The following is a 13,951-nucleotide window of genomic DNA, read 5'->3' as shown; positions in this document are numbered from 1 at the left end:
GCGACTTGGCGCATGCGTGCGGATTCCGGAGGCGCGGCCGTCCCCCGCCGTCACCCTCGTGCGCCCCGCACGGCGTCCGCCTCACCCGACCACGCGCCCGTTCAGCACCACCCGGCGCGGATCCGCCAGTACACGGACGTCCGCGCGCGGGTCGGTGCCGTAGACCACCAGGTCCGCCGGGGCACCCTCCTCCAGGCCCGGCCGTCCGAGCCACTTCCGGGCCGCCCAGGTCCCGGCCGCGAGCGCCTCGACCGGTGGAATGCCGGCCTTGGTCAGCTCCGCGACCTCGTCGGCGGCGAGGCCGTGCGGGAGGGTGCCGCCGGCGTCCGTGCCGACGAACACGGGGATGCCGGCGTCGTGCGCGGAGCGCACGGTGTCGTAGCGGCGTTCGTGGAGCCGGCGCATATGGGCCGACCAGCGGGGGAACCGGGACTCGCCGCCGTCGGCGAGGGCGGGGAAGGTGGCGATGTTGACCAGGGTGGGGACGATCGCGACGCCCCGTTCGGCGAAGAGGGGGATGGTGTCGTCGGTCAGGCCCGTCGCGTGCTCGACGCAGTCGATGCCGGCCTCGACCAGGTCCCGCAGGGAGTCCTCGGCGAAGCAGTGCGCGGTGACGCGGGCGCCCAGCCGGTGCGCCTCGGCGATCGCCGCCTCGACCGCGCCGCGCGGCCAGCAGGCCGACAGGTCGCCCAGGTCACGGTCGATCCAGTCGCCCACCAGCTTCACCCAGCCGTCGCCGCGCCGGGCCTCCTGCGCGACGTACGCGACGAGGTCGTCGGGCTCGACCTCCCAGGCGTAACCGCGGATGTAGCGGCGGGTGCGGGCGATGTGCCGGCCGGCTCGGATGATCTTCGGCAGGTCGTTGCGGTCGTCGGTCCAGCGGGTGTCCGACGGTGAGCCCGCGTCGCGCAGCAGCAGGGCGCCGGCGGCGCGGTCGGTGAGCGCCTGCTTCTCGGCGACGCCCTGGGGAACCGCGCCGTGCCGGTCGAGGCCCACGTGGCAGTGGGCGTCGACCAGGCCGGGCAGCACCCAGCCGTCGACGGCGCGGACGTCACGGGCGCCGACAGGACGGTCGTAGGAGATCCGGCCGTCGACGACCCACAGCTCGTCGCGGACCTCGTCCGGGCCGACGAGGATCCGCCCCTTCACGTGCAGCACCGCGCGTTCGCTCATACCCGGCACCCTAATGAGGGGTTACCCGGGCCCGCCCACCTGGTCCGAGGTCTCCTCCTCCACGTCCGCCATGGCGGGGTCGAGGAGGCGGGGGAGGAAGTGGCGGGTGCGTTCGTGCCGGGGCCGGCCGATGACCTGTTCGGAGGCTCCGTCCTCGACGATCACCCCGCCGTCCATGAAGACGACCCGGTCGGCGACTTCGCGGGCGGAGGTCATCTCGTGGGTGACGACCATCATCGTCCGAGGACGGCCTGGGTGGCGTGGAAGTACGGGTCGGAGAAGTCGACGTTCTTCTTCCGCTCCTCGGTGATGGTCATGCCGGCCGCGGCCAGGTCGTACTCGCCGGAGTTGAGGAAGGCGCCGGTCCTGAAGTTCTCGAAGGGCCTGTCGAGGACCTCCTGCTCCACCTCCAGGTCCTCGGCGACCAGGTCGATCAGCGCGACGTCGAAGCCCTGGACCTTGCCGTCGATCTCCGACCGGAGGGGCGGGTACGGGAGGTGGGTGCAGGTGGTGAGCTGCACCGCCTTGACGACCTCGACCCCGTCGGCGGCGGTCTTCGAGCCGCCGCCTCCGTCGTCGCTGGAGGTGCAGGCGGTCAGGAGGACCAGCCCGGCCGTCGCGGTGGTGGCGGCCAGAGCACGGGCCCGGCGGCCGGGAAGCGTCTTCACAGGAGCCTGCTGTCAAGGAACTGTGGCTTCACATGATAAGGAAAGGCTGGAGACCCTCAAACCAAACCGATGGTCACGGGGCCGCCCGGCCTGGGAACCCTGCGGTCGGACCGCGCACCGGGCGAAGGTTTACCCTCGACCTCGTCGTACGTACCCGCGCCGTCGCGAAGTAAAGAGAGCACCGCCGTGACCCACCTCCTCCTCGACCTGCCCCCGCTGAGCGCCGCACGCTTCGCCTCGATCGAGGACCGGGTGGCGCGGCTGCTGCGCACCGGGCAGGACGTCGTGATCACACAGGGTGAGGCACTGCTGCCGCTGGAGGGCGCGATCCGCGCGACGGCCGGTCCCGGCACGACCGCGCTGAACGTCATCACCGGCCCCTACGGGCAGACCTTCGGCGACTGGCTGCGGGACTGCGGCGCCACCGTGATCGACCTGGCGGTGCCGTTCCACACGGCGGTGACGGCCGGGCAGGTCCGGGCCGCCTTCGCCGAGCACCCGGAGATCGACTTCGTGTCCCTGGTCCACGCGGAGGCGGCAACCGGGAACACCAACCCGGTCGCGGAGATCGGCGAGGTGGTGCGGGCGCACGGGGCGCTGTTCTACCTGGACGCGGTGGCGTCGGTCGGTGCGGAGCCGGTGCTGCCGGACGCGTGGGGCGTGGACCTGTGCGTGATCGGGGCGCAGAAGGCGATGGGCGGTCCGGCCGGGGTGTCGGCGGTGTCGGTGAGCGAGCGGGCGTGGGCGCGGATGGCGGCGAACCCGCGGGCGCCGCGCCGTTCCTACCTGTCGCTGCTGGACTGGAAGGAGCGCTGGATCGACGGCGGCCGCAAGGCGCTGCTGCACGCTCCGGCGCAGTTGGAGATGCTGGCGCTCGAGGCGTGCGTGGAGCGGATCGAGGCGGCGGGACTCGACGCGCTGGTGGCACGGCACGCGTCGGCGGCGGCGGCGACGCGGGCGGGCGCCCTCGCGCTGGGCGGAGGCCTGGAGCCGTACGTGCGCGACGCGGCGGAGGCGGCGCCCGTCGCCACGACCCTGCGGGCGCCGTCCGGCACGGCGGCCGCGGACCTGGTGGCCCGCGCCCTGTCCGCCGATCCGGCCCTCCCGCTGGCCGCGGGCGGCGGCGCGCTCGCCCAGGAGATGATCCGCGTCAACCACTACGGCCCCGAGGCGGCTCCGGGCACGGTACGCGCCTGCCTGACGGCCCTGAGCACGGCGATGACGGACGCGGGCCTGACGGCGGACCTCCCGGCAGCACTGGACGCGGCGGAGAAGGCCTGGCGGTAGCCGGGTCCGGAGGAGGCCCGGCGTCGGCCGACGGCGCACCGGACGCCACCAGCCGGGAGGCGGGGGCGCCCCACGGCCGTTCTCCCTCAAAGCCGCGTCCGGCCGCCGGGGGCCGTACCATGCCGCCCCATGACTGCCGGCCCGTCCCCGCCGGTGCCGACCGCACTGCCCGACGGACGCCCCCCGGTCCACCGGTGAGGAGCGGCCGATGCTGGAGGAGCGGCTGGAGCACCAGCGCGGGACGCTCGCGCTGCAGTGTGCGGGGCCGGACGACGCCCAGGCGCGTCGCGCGTCCGCCGAGCCGTCGTCGCCGACCCTGCCGGGGCTGGTGCAGCACCTCGCCGAGGTCGAGCGGAGCCGGTTCCAGCGGGTGATCGCCGGCCTCGACGTGCCCCGCCGCTGTTCGAGGACCGGGGCGGGTTCGCCCTCGATCCCGCGCGGGGGTCGACGAGGCGCTCGGCGTCCGGCGCCGGGAGGTGGCGCGCGGGCGGGGGCTGTGCGCGGGGCCGGCGCTTGAGGACACCGGGCGGCTCGCCGAGGGGCCGCTCGCCGGGGCGGAGGTCGGTCTGCGCTGGGTGCTCATCCACCTCGTCGAGGGGTACGCGCGGCACGACGGCCACGCGGATCTGTTGCGGGAGCGTATCGACGGAGTGACCGGGTCCTGAATTCCGTGGAATCATCGGAACCCTTCGCACAAATTCTCCCGCGACATTCTTTACTCATTTACCGGCTGCTTCGCGGAGCAGCTTCCCGTCTTCTTCTGCCCGTTTCTCCAGAACCTAAACGCCACGTTTTCGAGACCGGGAGCAGGGCGTCACGGGAGTTACGCACTTGTGACCGGTTCCACATGATGCCCGTTCTGCGGCTTATGTACCGGTACAAATCAGGCATCTCGCTGCGCCTCGCGCGACCCCACCCGCCCGCGTGATAACACAGATCTCGCCTGCGCGTAACCCCAACAGGCGATGCAATTTTCAATTTACCTGGGTAAGTTCAATTCACATGACTGCCGCACAAGCAGACCTGCAAATCGACCGCCCCACCGTGGCGGACGGAGCCGTGCTGTGGCGGATAGCCAGGGACTCGAAGGTCCTCGACCTGAACTCGTCGTACAGCTATCTGCTGTGGTGCCGTGACTTCGCCGCCACCTCGGCCGTCGCTCGCGACGAGCGCGGAGAGCCGATCGGCTTCGTCAGCGGATACCTGCGGCCGGACAGCCCGCGCACCCTGCTCGTCTGGCAGGTCGCGGTCGACGCGTCGCACCGCGGCCGCGGTATCGCCGCCGCCCTGCTCGACGGACTGACCGCCCGGACCGCCCAGGAGCACGGTGTGGACACCGTGGAGACCACCATCACGCCGGGCAACACCGCGTCCGAGCGCCTGTTCACCGCGTTCGCGGAGCGCCGCGGCGCCCTGCTGGAGCGCGAGGTGCTGTTCGACTCCGGCCAGTTCCCCGACGGACCGCACGACCCCGAGGTGCTGTACCGCATCGGGCCGCTCACGCGCTGACCGCGCGGCCCGGCCCCCGATTCCCCCGACTTCTTCCGACTCCCTCTGACCTCCCACGCCACCGAGGAGCGATTCGTCGTGACCATCACCCAGCCCGACCTCAGCGTCTTCGAGACCCTCGAGTCCGAGGTGCGCAGCTACTGCCGCGGCTGGCCCACCGTCTTCGACCGCGCGCACGGCAGCCGCATGTACGACGAGGACGGCCACGAGTACCTCGACTTCTTCGCCGGAGCCGGCTCACTCAACTACGGGCACAACAACCCCGTGCTGAAACGGGCCCTGATCGACTACCTGGAGCGCGACGGCGTCACCCACGGCCTCGACATGTCGACGACGGCCAAACGCACGTTCCTGGAGTCCTTCCAGAACTACGTCCTGCGTCCGCGCGACCTGCCGTACAAGGTCATGTTCCCGGGACCGACGGGCACCAACGCCGTGGAGTCCGCGCTGAAGCTGGCCCGGAAGGTGAAGGGGCGTGAGGCGATCGTCTCCTTCACCAACGCCTTCCACGGCATGTCGCTGGGCTCGCTCGCCGTGACCGGCAACGCCTTCAAGCGGGCCGGCGCCGGCATCCCGCTGGTGCACGGCACGCCGATGCCGTTCGACAACTACTTCGACGGCCAGGTCCCGGACTTCCTGTGGTTCGAGCGGCTCCTCGAGGACCAGGGGTCCGGCCTCAACAAGCCCGCCGCCGTGATCGTCGAGACCGTGCAGGGCGAGGGCGGCATCAACGTCGCCCGGCCCGAGTGGCTGCGCGCCCTGGCCGAGCTGTGCGAACGCCAGGACATGCTGCTGATCGTCGACGACATCCAGATGGGCTGCGGCCGCACCGGCGCCTTCTTCTCCTTCGAGGAGGCCGGCATCACGCCCGACATCGTCACCGTCTCCAAGTCGATCAGCGGCTACGGGCTGCCGATGGCGCTGACCCTGTTCAAGCCCGAACTGGACGTCTGGGAGCCGGGCGAGCACAACGGCACCTTCCGCGGCAACAACCCCGCCTTCGTCACGGCCACCGCGGCCCTGGAGGCGTACTGGGCCGACGGCTCCGCGATGGAGAAGCAGACCCGTGCGCGCGGCGAGCAGGTCGAGCAGGCGCTGATCGCCATCACCGAGGAGAACCTCGCCGACGTCAAGGAGTACCGCGGCCGCGGCCTGGTGTGGGGCATGGAGTTCCACGACAAGGAGCGCGCGGACCGCATCGCCCGGCGCGCCTTCGCACTCGGGCTGCTCATCGAGACGTCCGGCCCCGAGAGCGAGGTCGTCAAGCTGCTGCCGTCCCTGACCATCACCCCGGACGAGCTGGACGAGGGTCTCACCACCCTCGCCCGGGCCGTCCGGGAAACCGCCTGAAAGACACATCCGAGCCGAGGAGGCATCGCAACACCGTGATCGTCCGTTCGTTCAAGGAGATCGAAGGCACCGACCGGCACGTGAGATCGGCGTCCGGCACGTGGGAGAGCAAGCGCATCGTCCTCGCCAAGGAGAAGGTCGGCTTCTCCGTGCACGAGACGATCCTTTACGCGGGCACGGAAACCGACATGTGGTACGCGAACCACATCGAGGCCGTCGTCTGCACCAAGGGCGACGCCGAACTGACCGACCGCGAGACCGGGAAGACGTACCACATCACGCCCGGCACCATGTACCTCCTGGACGGCCACGAGCGGCACACGCTCAAGGTCAAGGAGGACTTCCACTGCATCTGTGTCTTCAACCCGCCCGTCACCGGGCGGGAGGACCACGACGAGAACGGCGTCTACCCGCTGCTCACCGAGGAGGTGTGAGTCACCGTGACCACGAGTACGCACGTCACCGATCTCTACCCGACCCGTGGTGCCACCGAGGTGGCGACCCCCCGCCAGGACCCGGTCGTCTGGGGCTCCCCGGACACACCCGGTCCCGTCTCGACCGCTGACCTGCAGGCCCTGGACCGCGACGGCTTCCTCGCCATCGACCAGCTGATCGGGCCGGACGAGGTCACCGTCTACCAGCGCGAGCTGGAGCGGCTGATCAGCGACCCGGAGATCCGCGCGGACGAGCGCTCGATCGTCGAGCCGAAGTCCAAGGAGATCCGGTCCGTCTTCGAAGTGCACAGGATCAGCGAGGTGTTCGCGAACCTGGTGCGCGACGAGCGGGTGGTCGGACGGGCCCGGCAGATCCTCGGCTCGGACGTCTACGTCCACCAGTCACGGATCAACGTCAAGCCCGGCTTCGGCGCCAGCGGCTTCTACTGGCACTCGGACTTCGAGACCTGGCACGCCGAGGACGGCCTGCCGAACATGCGCACCATCTCGGTCTCGATCGCGCTCACCGAGAACTACGACACCAACGGCGGCCTCATGATCATGCCGGGGTCGCACAAGACGTTCCTCGGGTGCGCGGGGGCCACGCCGAAGGACAACTACAAGAAGTCCCTGCAGATGCAGGACGCGGGGACGCCGTCCGACGAGGCGCTGACGAAGATGGCGTCGGAGTACGGCATCAAGCTGTTCACCGGCAAGGCCGGCTCGGCCACCTGGTTCGACTGCAACGCCATGCACGGCTCCGGGGACAACATCACGCCGTTCCCGCGCAGCAACGTGTTCATCGTGTTCAACAGCGTGGAGAACGCGGCGGTCGAACCGTTCGCGGCACCGATCCGGCGGCCCGAGTTCATCGGGGCGCGGGACTTCACCCCGGTGAAGTAGGCGCTGGGACGGTGCGGTGGGCGCACCACAGGGCTGCGGGCCGGGCCTCCTGAAGTAGGGACGGGAGGCGCCGGCCCGCCGCTCTGCGGTCAGCCGGACAGCACGTCCAGCAGCCGGTCCACGTCGGCGGCCGTGTTGTAGAGGTGGAAGGACGCCCGCAGGTTGCCCGCGCGGTTCGACACCTGGATGCCCGCCTCGGCCAGTTCCGGCTGGAGGCGTCCGAGCCCGGGCACGGACACGATCGGCGAACCGGGCGAGGGCACGGGCGTGTGGCCCAGCGTGGCGAGCCCCGCGCGGAAGCGGTCGGCGAGAGCCAGGTCGTGGGCGCGGACGGCGTCCACCCCGAGTTCCTCGACGAGTTCGAGGGAGGCGCGCAGTCCCGCGTAGTCGAACAGGGCGGGGCTGGAGTCGAACCGCCTGGCGGAGCGGGCGAGTTCGGTGACGGGACCGTAGCAGCTGTCCCAGGGGTCCTCCCCCGCGACCCAGCCCGCCTGCACCGGCGTCAGGTCGCCGAAGTCCTCGGGGACGACGAGGAAGGCCACCCCGTGCGGGCCGAGCAGCCACTTGAAGGTGATGGAGACGCTGTAGTCGTAGGCGTCCGCCGTGATCGGGAGCCAGCCGGCCGCCTGGGAGAAGTCGACGTAGGTGCGCGCCCCGTGGCCGCGCGCCGCCTCTCCCAGCGCGGGCAGGTCGGCGATCCGGCCGTCGGCGGACTGTACGGCGCTGACCGCGACCAGCGCGGTGCCGCGCCGCACGGAGTCGGCGAGCCGCTCCAGCGGCGCGGTCCGGACCTTGAGGTCGCCGCGCGCGTGGAAGGGGTTCAGTACGGAGGTGAAGTCGCCCTCCGCGGTGAGGACTTCTGCGCCCGGCGACAGCGAGGCGGCGATCAGTGAGGTGTGCAGGGCGACCGTGGCGCCGGCCGCCACCCGCTCGGCCGGGACGCCGGCCAGCCGGGCGTACGCGGCACGACAGGCCTCGACGTCGGCGAACAGCGGATCCAGGGGACGGCCCTGTGCGCGCAGGCGCACGGCGTCCTGGAGCGCGGCCACGGTGCGTGCGGGCAGGAGAGCGTTGCTCGCGGTGTTCAGGTAGGCGTTCTCCGGGACGAACTCGGCACGGACGAGGTTCTCGAAGGTCTCCATGGGACCACTCTGCGGCCCCGGGGCCTCCCCGTCCATTGCCGGGTTCCGTTCGGTGTCCCGAAGGAAGGCTTATGCGTACGCGCCGGCCGGCGCGTCCTACTTCTGCGGCACCGCGCATCCGTCCGGACCACAGGCCTCCGCGTCGCCGTCGACCAGCGCCAGCGGCGGGCGCTCGTCCCAGGCCCGGGTCAGCGCCCGGGTGAACACCTCGGCGGGCTGGGCGCCGGAGACGCCGTACTTGCGGTCCAGCACGAAGAACGGCACGCCGTTCGCGCCGAACTGCGCGGCCTCGCGCTCGTCGGCGCGCACCGCGTCGGCGTACGCCTGCGGGTCGGCGAGGACCTCGCGCACCGCGTCGGTGTCGAGACCGGCGGCGCCGGCGAGCTGGACGAGACGTTCGTCGTCGTCGAAGACGGACCGCTCCTCGGCGAAGTTCGCCTTGTACAGCAGGTCGAGCAGTTCCACCTGGCGGCCCCGCTCGCGGGCGAAGTGCAGCAGCCGGTGCATGTCGAAGGTGCTGCCGTGGTCGCGGCCCCGGGTGCGGTAGGGCAGGCCCTCGGCGGCGGCCTGGGCGCCCAGATTGTCCTCACCGGCCTCGGCCTGCGCCTCGCTCATGCCGTACTTCCTGGTGAGCATCAAGATCACCGGCTGCACGTCGTCCTTGGCGCGGCCCGGGTCCAGCTCGAAGGAGCGGTGCACGACCTGGACCTGATCCCGGTACGGGAAGGCCGCCAACGCCTTCTCGAAGCGGGCTTTTCCGACATAGCACCAAGGGCAGGTGATATCGGACCAGATTTCGACGCGCATCGTGATCGGCACTCCAGGTCGTACGGGTACGGAGACTCCCTCCGGTGACTACGTGAACGTTCAACGAGCTGCTTCCATTCCCTCAGCCGCCGTCCCGCAGGTCACGCGGCCAGTGGGGCCGGTACTCGATGTGGTCGTACGTCACCGCGCACCCCTCCCCGGTCGGCGACTGGGTCATGAAGCCGACCAGGGCGGCCCCCGTCTCCTTCTCGTCACCGAGGGTGAAGAGGCGGACGAAGATCCAGCGCTCGCCGTCCCGGGAGGCGTGGAAGGCGAAGGCACGCCCGGTGCGGCTCACCCGGAGCCAGACGGAACTGCCTTCGACAGTGAAGGAGTTGACGTCGTCGGAGTGGCCCCGGGTGACCACCGTGCAGACGGTGGGCACGTCCGGCGAGTACTCCAGACAGAGCTTGGCCCACGTCCGTTCGCCCACGTGGACGTAGAGGACGCCGGCGTCGAAGGAGGCGGCGAAGCCGACCGTGACGCGGGCGATCAGCTGGAAGTCCCCCTCGGGCGCGCCCAGCAGGCGCGGCGCGTCGGAGGCGGGGTCCAGGGCCTCGTCGGTGGGCGGCACGAAACGGTCCTGCCGGGGCCCGGCCCATCCGGTGAGGACGCCGTCCTCGTGGGACCAGTGGCCGTCGGGGCCGTAGGTGTGCAAGGGGAAGGGCAGTTCGGGGATCTCGAGGTCCATGGCGGGATTCTTCCAGGCGGGGCCCGGTGCCCGGGGGCGGTTCCGGTCGGCGGTCCCGGAGCCTGTCCGGGGCCACGGCCCGGGCGGTGACGAGGCACGGGTCCGGACCGGGCGCGGCAGCGTTCTCCGTGAGGCGTCATCCGCAACGACCGAAGAGGCAGGTCCCTTGACGGCCGGGGTCCACTTTCGCCGTCCGCAGCCGCGCCGAAGGGGGATGCGGGCCTCCGGGGGCGGCCTTCCATCGTCTGCGCGTGGACGCAGCAAAGACACCCCGTACCGGCCTGCCGCTCCGTCACCGGCTCGCCGCCGCGCGGACGCCGGCGCCCGCCTGCACATGACCGGGGTCTCGGTGAAGACCCACCAGCCGCATCCTGACCAAGCTCGACTGCGACGACAGGGTGCGGGCGGCGCTCCTGGCCCGCGACGCGGGCCAGGAGCCGAGCGCGGGGTGAGCCTCAGCGCTCCAGCCGGCCGTTGAACCTCCGGGGCAGCCCCAACGGGTTGTCGTCCTTCAGTTCCGCGGGCAGCAGGGCCTCGGGCGTGCCCTGGTAGACGACCGGCCGCAGCCACCGCTCGATGGCCGTGCCACCCACCGACGTGGAGGTGGAGGTGGTCGCCGGGTACGGGCCGCCGTGGTGCTGGGCCGGGGCGACCGCGACGCCCGTCGGCCAGCCGTTGACCAGGACCCGCCCGGCCAGCGGCGTCAGCTCCTGCACCAGCTCCGCCCCGCGGCCCTCCCCCGCCGCCTCCTCGGCGGACAGCTGCACGGTCGCCGTGAGGTTGCCCGGCAGCCGCGACAGCACACCCCGCACCTCGGCGTCGTCCTCGTAGCGGGCCACGACGGTGACCGGCCCGAAGCACTCCTCGAGCAGCAGGTCGTGCTCGCCCTCCTGGGCCAGCCGGCTCGCGGGGACGGTGAGGAAGCCCGCGCTGACGGTGTGCTCGCCGCCCGCGCCCGGCGTCACCGGGGACTCCACGTCGGGCAGCTGGGCGCGTTCGGCGACCCCGGCGACGAAGTTGTCGCGCATGCGGTGGTCGAGCAGGACACCCGCGTCGGTGTCGCTGACGGCGTCCGTCAGCGACTTGACCAGCGCGTCGCCGGCCGCGCCGGCCGGCGCGAGGACGAGGCCCGGCTTCACACAGAACTGGCCGACGCCCAGCGTCATCGAACCGGCGAGCCCGGCGCCGATCGCCTCGCCGCGCTCGGCGGCGGCGGCCTCGGTGACGACGACCGGGTTCAGCGAGCCCAGCTCGCCGTGGAACGGGATCGGGACGGGCCGGGCGGCGGCCGCGTCGAAGAGGGCACGGCCCCCTCGGACGGAACCGGTGAAACCGGCCGCCGAGACCAGCGGGTGCTCGATCAGTTCGATGCCGGCCTCGAAGCCGTGCACCAGGCCGAGCACGCCCTCGGGGACGTCGTGGCGGGCGGCGGCCCGGCGCAGCACCTTGGCGACCAGTTCGGACAGTCCGGGGTGGTCGGGGTGGGCCTTGACGACGACCGGGCAGCCGGCCGCGAGCGCGCTCGCGGTGTCGCCGCCGGCCACGGAGAAGGCGAAGGGGAAGTTGGACGCCGAGTAGACGGCGACGACGCCGAGCGGGATCTTGTAGCGGCGCAGGTCCGGGACGGGCGGGGTCGCGGTGTCGTCGGGGTGGTTGATGACGACGTCGAGGAAGGCGCCCTCCTCGACGATGCCGGCGAAGGCCCGCAGCTGGTAGCAGGTGCGGGCGAGTTCGCCGGTGAGCCGGACCGGACCGAGCGCGGTCTCCGCGTCGGCGACCTCGACAAGCTGGTCCCTGGCCGCCTCGAGCTCGTCGGCGGCCGTGCGCAGGAAGGCCGCGCGGACGGTGCGGTCCGTCAGCGCGCCGCGCGCGTCGTGCGCGGCGCGGACGGCGGCGTCGACCTCCTGGGCTGTGGCCTCCACCGCAACCTGTTCACGCTGCTTCCCGGTTCGGGGGTCGACACTCCAGACTGGTGCTGCTGCCACCGTGGGTCCCTCCACTTGATTGCCGCATGCGATGCCGCAGTATGTGCCTCACCCCACAGGCGTGTTCGATATACTGAACAGTGTCTCTGTGGGTGAATGTACTTCGGAGACTATTTCCCGGCGAACGAGGGGGTCAAGGGCGATGTCGGCTGGCGAGACGGGCGGTGGGGCGCAGGTCAAGTCCGCGGTGCGGACCGTCGAACTGCTCGAGTACTTCGCCGGGCGCCCCGGCATGCACTCCCTGGCGGCGGTCCAGGAGGCCGTCGGGTACCCCAAGTCGAGCCTCTACATGCTGCTGCGCACCCTCGTGGACCTCGGCTGGGTGGAGACGGACGCGACGGGCACGCGGTACGGCATCGGCGTACGGGCGTTGCTGGTGGGCACGTCGTACATCGACGGCGACGAGGTCGTCGCGGCGGCCCGCCCCACACTGGACCGGCTCTCCGACGACACCACGGAGACCATCCACCTCGCCCGGCTCGACGGCACCAACGTGGTCTACCTCGCCACCCGTCAGTCGCAGCACTACCTGCGCCCGTTCACCCGGGTCGGCCGACGGCTGCCCGCGCACTCGACGTCGCTGGGCAAGGCGCTGCTGAGCACGTACCCGGACGAGCAGGTGCGCAAGATGCTCCCGGAGACGCTGCCCGCGCTGACCGAGAACACCATCACGGACCGGGAGAAGCTCATCGAGGAGCTGCGCCTGGTGCGGGAGCAGGGCTTCGCCGTGGACCGCGAGGAGAACACGCTGGGGCTGCGCTGCTTCGGTGTGGCGATCCCGTACCGCACCCCCGCGCGGGACGCGATCAGCTGCTCGGTGCCGGTGGCACGGCTCACGCCCGCGCACGAGCAGATGGTCAAGGACGCCCTGCTCGACGCCCGCGACCGGCTGACCCTGGCCACCCGGAGGCTCTGACCCGTGGACATCGCCCTGCGTCCGGTGCACGACAGCGACCTGCCGGTCCTCTACCGGCAGCTGAACGACCCGGAGGCGCTGCGCATGGCGGCCTTCACCCCCGAGGACCCGGCCGACCGGGACCGCTTCGACGCCCACTGGGCGCACCTCCGCAGCTCGCCGGGGATCGTGGTGCGCACGGTGCTGGGCGACGGCGACGTGGTGGGACACGCGTCGGTGTACGGGGAGGCGGGCGAGCGCGAGGTGACGTACTGGGTCGACCGCGCCCACTGGGGCAAGGGGATCGCCACGGCCGCGTTGCGCGCCCTCCTCGCGGAGGTGGGCGAGCGCCCGCTGTACGCGCGCGTGGCCGCGGACAACGCGGCGTCGCGGCGGGTGCTGGAGCGGTGCGGTTTCGAGGTCTCCGGGCGGGCCGCCGCGTACGCGCCCGCGCGGGGTGCGGAGGTCGACGAGCTGGTGCTCGCACTGGACCGCTGACCGTCCGGGCGGCACGGCCGCTCGATGAACGTCCGACGAGAAAACGGGGGGACGGGAACGATCCGACGCCGCTCGTTCTTCTGTCCGATCGCGGTGAACAGGACGATCAGGCGCGCCTGCGTCCTCACCCCGCTCCTGGTGCCCGCCCTGCTGGTCAGGGCGGCCTGGGTGCAGTTCTACGAGGGCCGGGCGCTCGCGGACGACAGTGACACCCGGCGCAACGCGATCGAGACCTACGCGGAGCCGCTCGGGAACATCGTCGTGGCCGGTGAATCGGTCACCGGCTCGGCGCGGACGGAGGGAGGCGACCTCGCGCGTACAAGCGCACGTACGAGGGCGGCCCGCTGTACGCGGCGGTGACGGGCTACGCCTCGCAGGCCTACGCGCCGACGCAGCCGGAGGACTGAGTCTCCCCGGCCGGCAGGCCGTCCGTGCGGACGGACCGCCCCTTCCTCCCGGGGGCGGCCCGTCACCTCGCGCGGGTGGCTGCCCCCCGTCGCGCGGACGGCTGTTCCGTGTCGGTCGTCCACGCGGCCGGGCCCGTGTCGGATCTCGCTCCGCCGCGGCCCGTGGTACGGATGCGTACACCGACCGGCCAGACATCGTTCG

The 13,951-nt window shown here is 72.0% G+C and carries 12 protein-coding genes and 5 pseudogenes; 10 read left to right on the top strand and 7 right to left on the bottom strand.

What is annotated here, in order from left to right; genetic code table 11:
- Nucleotides 1-81: 81 nt before the first annotated feature.
- The 3 genes and pseudogenes from KYY02_RS18660 to KYY02_RS18650 all read right to left on the bottom strand — a co-directional run.
- Nucleotides 82-1,173, bottom strand: coding sequence for an amidohydrolase family protein (locus KYY02_RS18660; protein ID WP_371239233.1), 1,092 nt, complete (start codon nt 1,171-1,173; stop codon nt 82-84).
- Nucleotides 1,174-1,194: 21 nt separating this feature from the next.
- Nucleotides 1,195-1,413, bottom strand: a pseudogene (locus KYY02_RS18655) (amino acid ABC transporter ATP-binding protein); the annotation flags it as partial.
- Nucleotides 1,414-1,415: 2 nt separating this feature from the next.
- A pseudogene (locus KYY02_RS18650) lies at nt 1,416-1,841 on the bottom strand (transporter substrate-binding domain-containing protein); the annotation flags it as partial.
- 186 nt (nt 1,842-2,027) lie between these two features.
- Here KYY02_RS18650 and KYY02_RS18645 point away from each other — a divergent pair.
- From KYY02_RS18645 to thpD, 6 genes and pseudogenes are all read left to right on the top strand, one after another.
- Complete coding sequence (locus KYY02_RS18645) at nt 2,028-3,128, top strand: pyridoxal-phosphate-dependent aminotransferase family protein (protein WP_371239231.1); 1,101 nt, start codon at nt 2,028-2,030, stop codon at nt 3,126-3,128.
- 129 nt (nt 3,129-3,257) lie between these two features.
- Nucleotides 3,258-3,793: pseudogene (locus KYY02_RS33960) on the top strand (DinB family protein).
- Between the two features lie 337 nt (nt 3,794-4,130).
- Complete coding sequence (ectA, locus tag KYY02_RS18630; protein WP_371239227.1) at nt 4,131-4,637, top strand: diaminobutyrate acetyltransferase; 507 nt, start codon at nt 4,131-4,133, stop codon at nt 4,635-4,637.
- Nucleotides 4,638-4,715: 78 nt separating this feature from the next.
- Nucleotides 4,716-5,987: a diaminobutyrate--2-oxoglutarate transaminase gene (ectB, locus tag KYY02_RS18625; RefSeq protein ID WP_371239225.1), complete on the top strand. Its 1,272-nt coding sequence runs from the start codon at nt 4,716-4,718 to the stop codon at nt 5,985-5,987.
- 35 nt (nt 5,988-6,022) lie between these two features.
- Nucleotides 6,023-6,421 carry an ectoine synthase gene (locus KYY02_RS18620; RefSeq protein ID WP_371239223.1) on the top strand — a complete coding sequence of 133 codons (399 nt, stop codon included), beginning with the start codon at nt 6,023-6,025 and terminating at the stop codon, nt 6,419-6,421.
- Between the two features lie 6 nt (nt 6,422-6,427).
- Nucleotides 6,428-7,324: an ectoine hydroxylase gene (gene thpD / locus KYY02_RS18615; protein ID WP_371239221.1), complete on the top strand. Its 897-nt coding sequence runs from the start codon at nt 6,428-6,430 to the stop codon at nt 7,322-7,324.
- 89 nt (nt 7,325-7,413) lie between these two features.
- On the opposite strand, the gene KYY02_RS18610 is transcribed toward thpD, so the two are convergent.
- The 3 genes from KYY02_RS18610 to KYY02_RS18600 all read right to left on the bottom strand — a co-directional run bounded on the left by KYY02_RS18610 (nt 7,414) and on the right by KYY02_RS18600 (nt 9,964).
- Nucleotides 7,414-8,466 carry an aminotransferase class V-fold PLP-dependent enzyme gene (locus KYY02_RS18610; protein ID WP_371239219.1) on the bottom strand — a complete coding sequence of 351 codons (1,053 nt, stop codon included), beginning with the start codon at nt 8,464-8,466 and terminating at the stop codon, nt 7,414-7,416.
- A gap of 96 nt (nt 8,467-8,562) precedes the next feature.
- Nucleotides 8,563-9,273, bottom strand: coding sequence for a DsbA family oxidoreductase (locus KYY02_RS18605; RefSeq protein WP_371239217.1), 711 nt, complete (start codon nt 9,271-9,273; stop codon nt 8,563-8,565).
- An 82-nt stretch (nt 9,274-9,355) separates the two neighbouring features.
- Nucleotides 9,356-9,964: a DUF1349 domain-containing protein gene (locus tag KYY02_RS18600; protein ID WP_371239215.1), complete on the bottom strand. Its 609-nt coding sequence runs from the start codon at nt 9,962-9,964 to the stop codon at nt 9,356-9,358.
- 310 nt (nt 9,965-10,274) lie between these two features.
- On the opposite strand from KYY02_RS18600, the pseudogene KYY02_RS18595 reads away from it, so the two are divergent.
- A pseudogene (locus KYY02_RS18595) lies at nt 10,275-10,416 on the top strand (DNA-binding response regulator); the annotation flags it as partial.
- A 3-nt stretch (nt 10,417-10,419) separates the two neighbouring features.
- Here the strand turns inward: KYY02_RS18595 and KYY02_RS18590 are convergent.
- Nucleotides 10,420-11,949 (bottom strand): aldehyde dehydrogenase (NADP(+)), encoded by a 1,530-nt coding sequence (locus KYY02_RS18590; protein WP_371239213.1) that lies wholly within the window; start codon nt 11,947-11,949, stop codon nt 10,420-10,422.
- 142 nt (nt 11,950-12,091) lie between these two features.
- Between KYY02_RS18590 and KYY02_RS18585 the strand changes: the two genes are divergently transcribed.
- From KYY02_RS18585 to KYY02_RS18575, 3 genes and pseudogenes are all read left to right on the top strand, one after another.
- Entirely contained in the window at nt 12,092-12,865 is a 774-nt protein-coding gene (locus KYY02_RS18585) for an IclR family transcriptional regulator (RefSeq protein WP_371239211.1), read from the top strand.
- Between the two features lie 3 nt (nt 12,866-12,868).
- Entirely contained in the window at nt 12,869-13,342 is a 474-nt protein-coding gene (locus KYY02_RS18580) for a GNAT family N-acetyltransferase (RefSeq protein ID WP_371239209.1), read from the top strand.
- A 93-nt stretch (nt 13,343-13,435) separates the two neighbouring features.
- Nucleotides 13,436-13,743, top strand: a pseudogene (locus KYY02_RS18575) (penicillin-binding protein 2); the annotation flags it as partial.
- Nucleotides 13,744-13,951: the final 208 nt, after the last annotated feature.

The sequence above is a fragment of the Streptomyces pimonensis genome, from assembly GCF_041380215.1.
Classification (GTDB): domain Bacteria; phylum Actinomycetota; class Actinomycetes; order Streptomycetales; family Streptomycetaceae; genus Streptomyces; species Streptomyces pimonensis.
The sequence above is the reverse complement of the archived record's forward strand: the minus strand, read 5'-3'. Positions and strand labels throughout refer to the sequence as shown.

Excerpts from the sequence above, each read along its gene's own strand:
- KYY02_RS18585 (WP_371239211.1), top strand. The coding sequence starts at position 12,092 with ATGTCGGCTGGCGAGACGGGCGGTGGGGCGCAGGTCAAGTCCGCGGTG.
- ectA (WP_371239227.1), top strand. The coding sequence starts at position 4,131 with ATGACTGCCGCACAAGCAGACCTGCAAATCGACCGCCCCACCGTGGCG.
- KYY02_RS18605 (WP_371239217.1), bottom strand. The coding sequence starts at position 9,273 with ATGCGCGTCGAAATCTGGTCCGATATCACCTGCCCTTGGTGCTATGTC.
- KYY02_RS18610 (WP_371239219.1), bottom strand. The coding sequence starts at position 8,466 with ATGGAGACCTTCGAGAACCTCGTCCGTGCCGAGTTCGTCCCGGAGAAC.
- KYY02_RS18660 (WP_371239233.1), bottom strand. The coding sequence starts at position 1,173 with ATGAGCGAACGCGCGGTGCTGCACGTGAAGGGGCGGATCCTCGTCGGC.
- KYY02_RS18600 (WP_371239215.1), bottom strand. The coding sequence starts at position 9,964 with ATGGACCTCGAGATCCCCGAACTGCCCTTCCCCTTGCACACCTACGGC.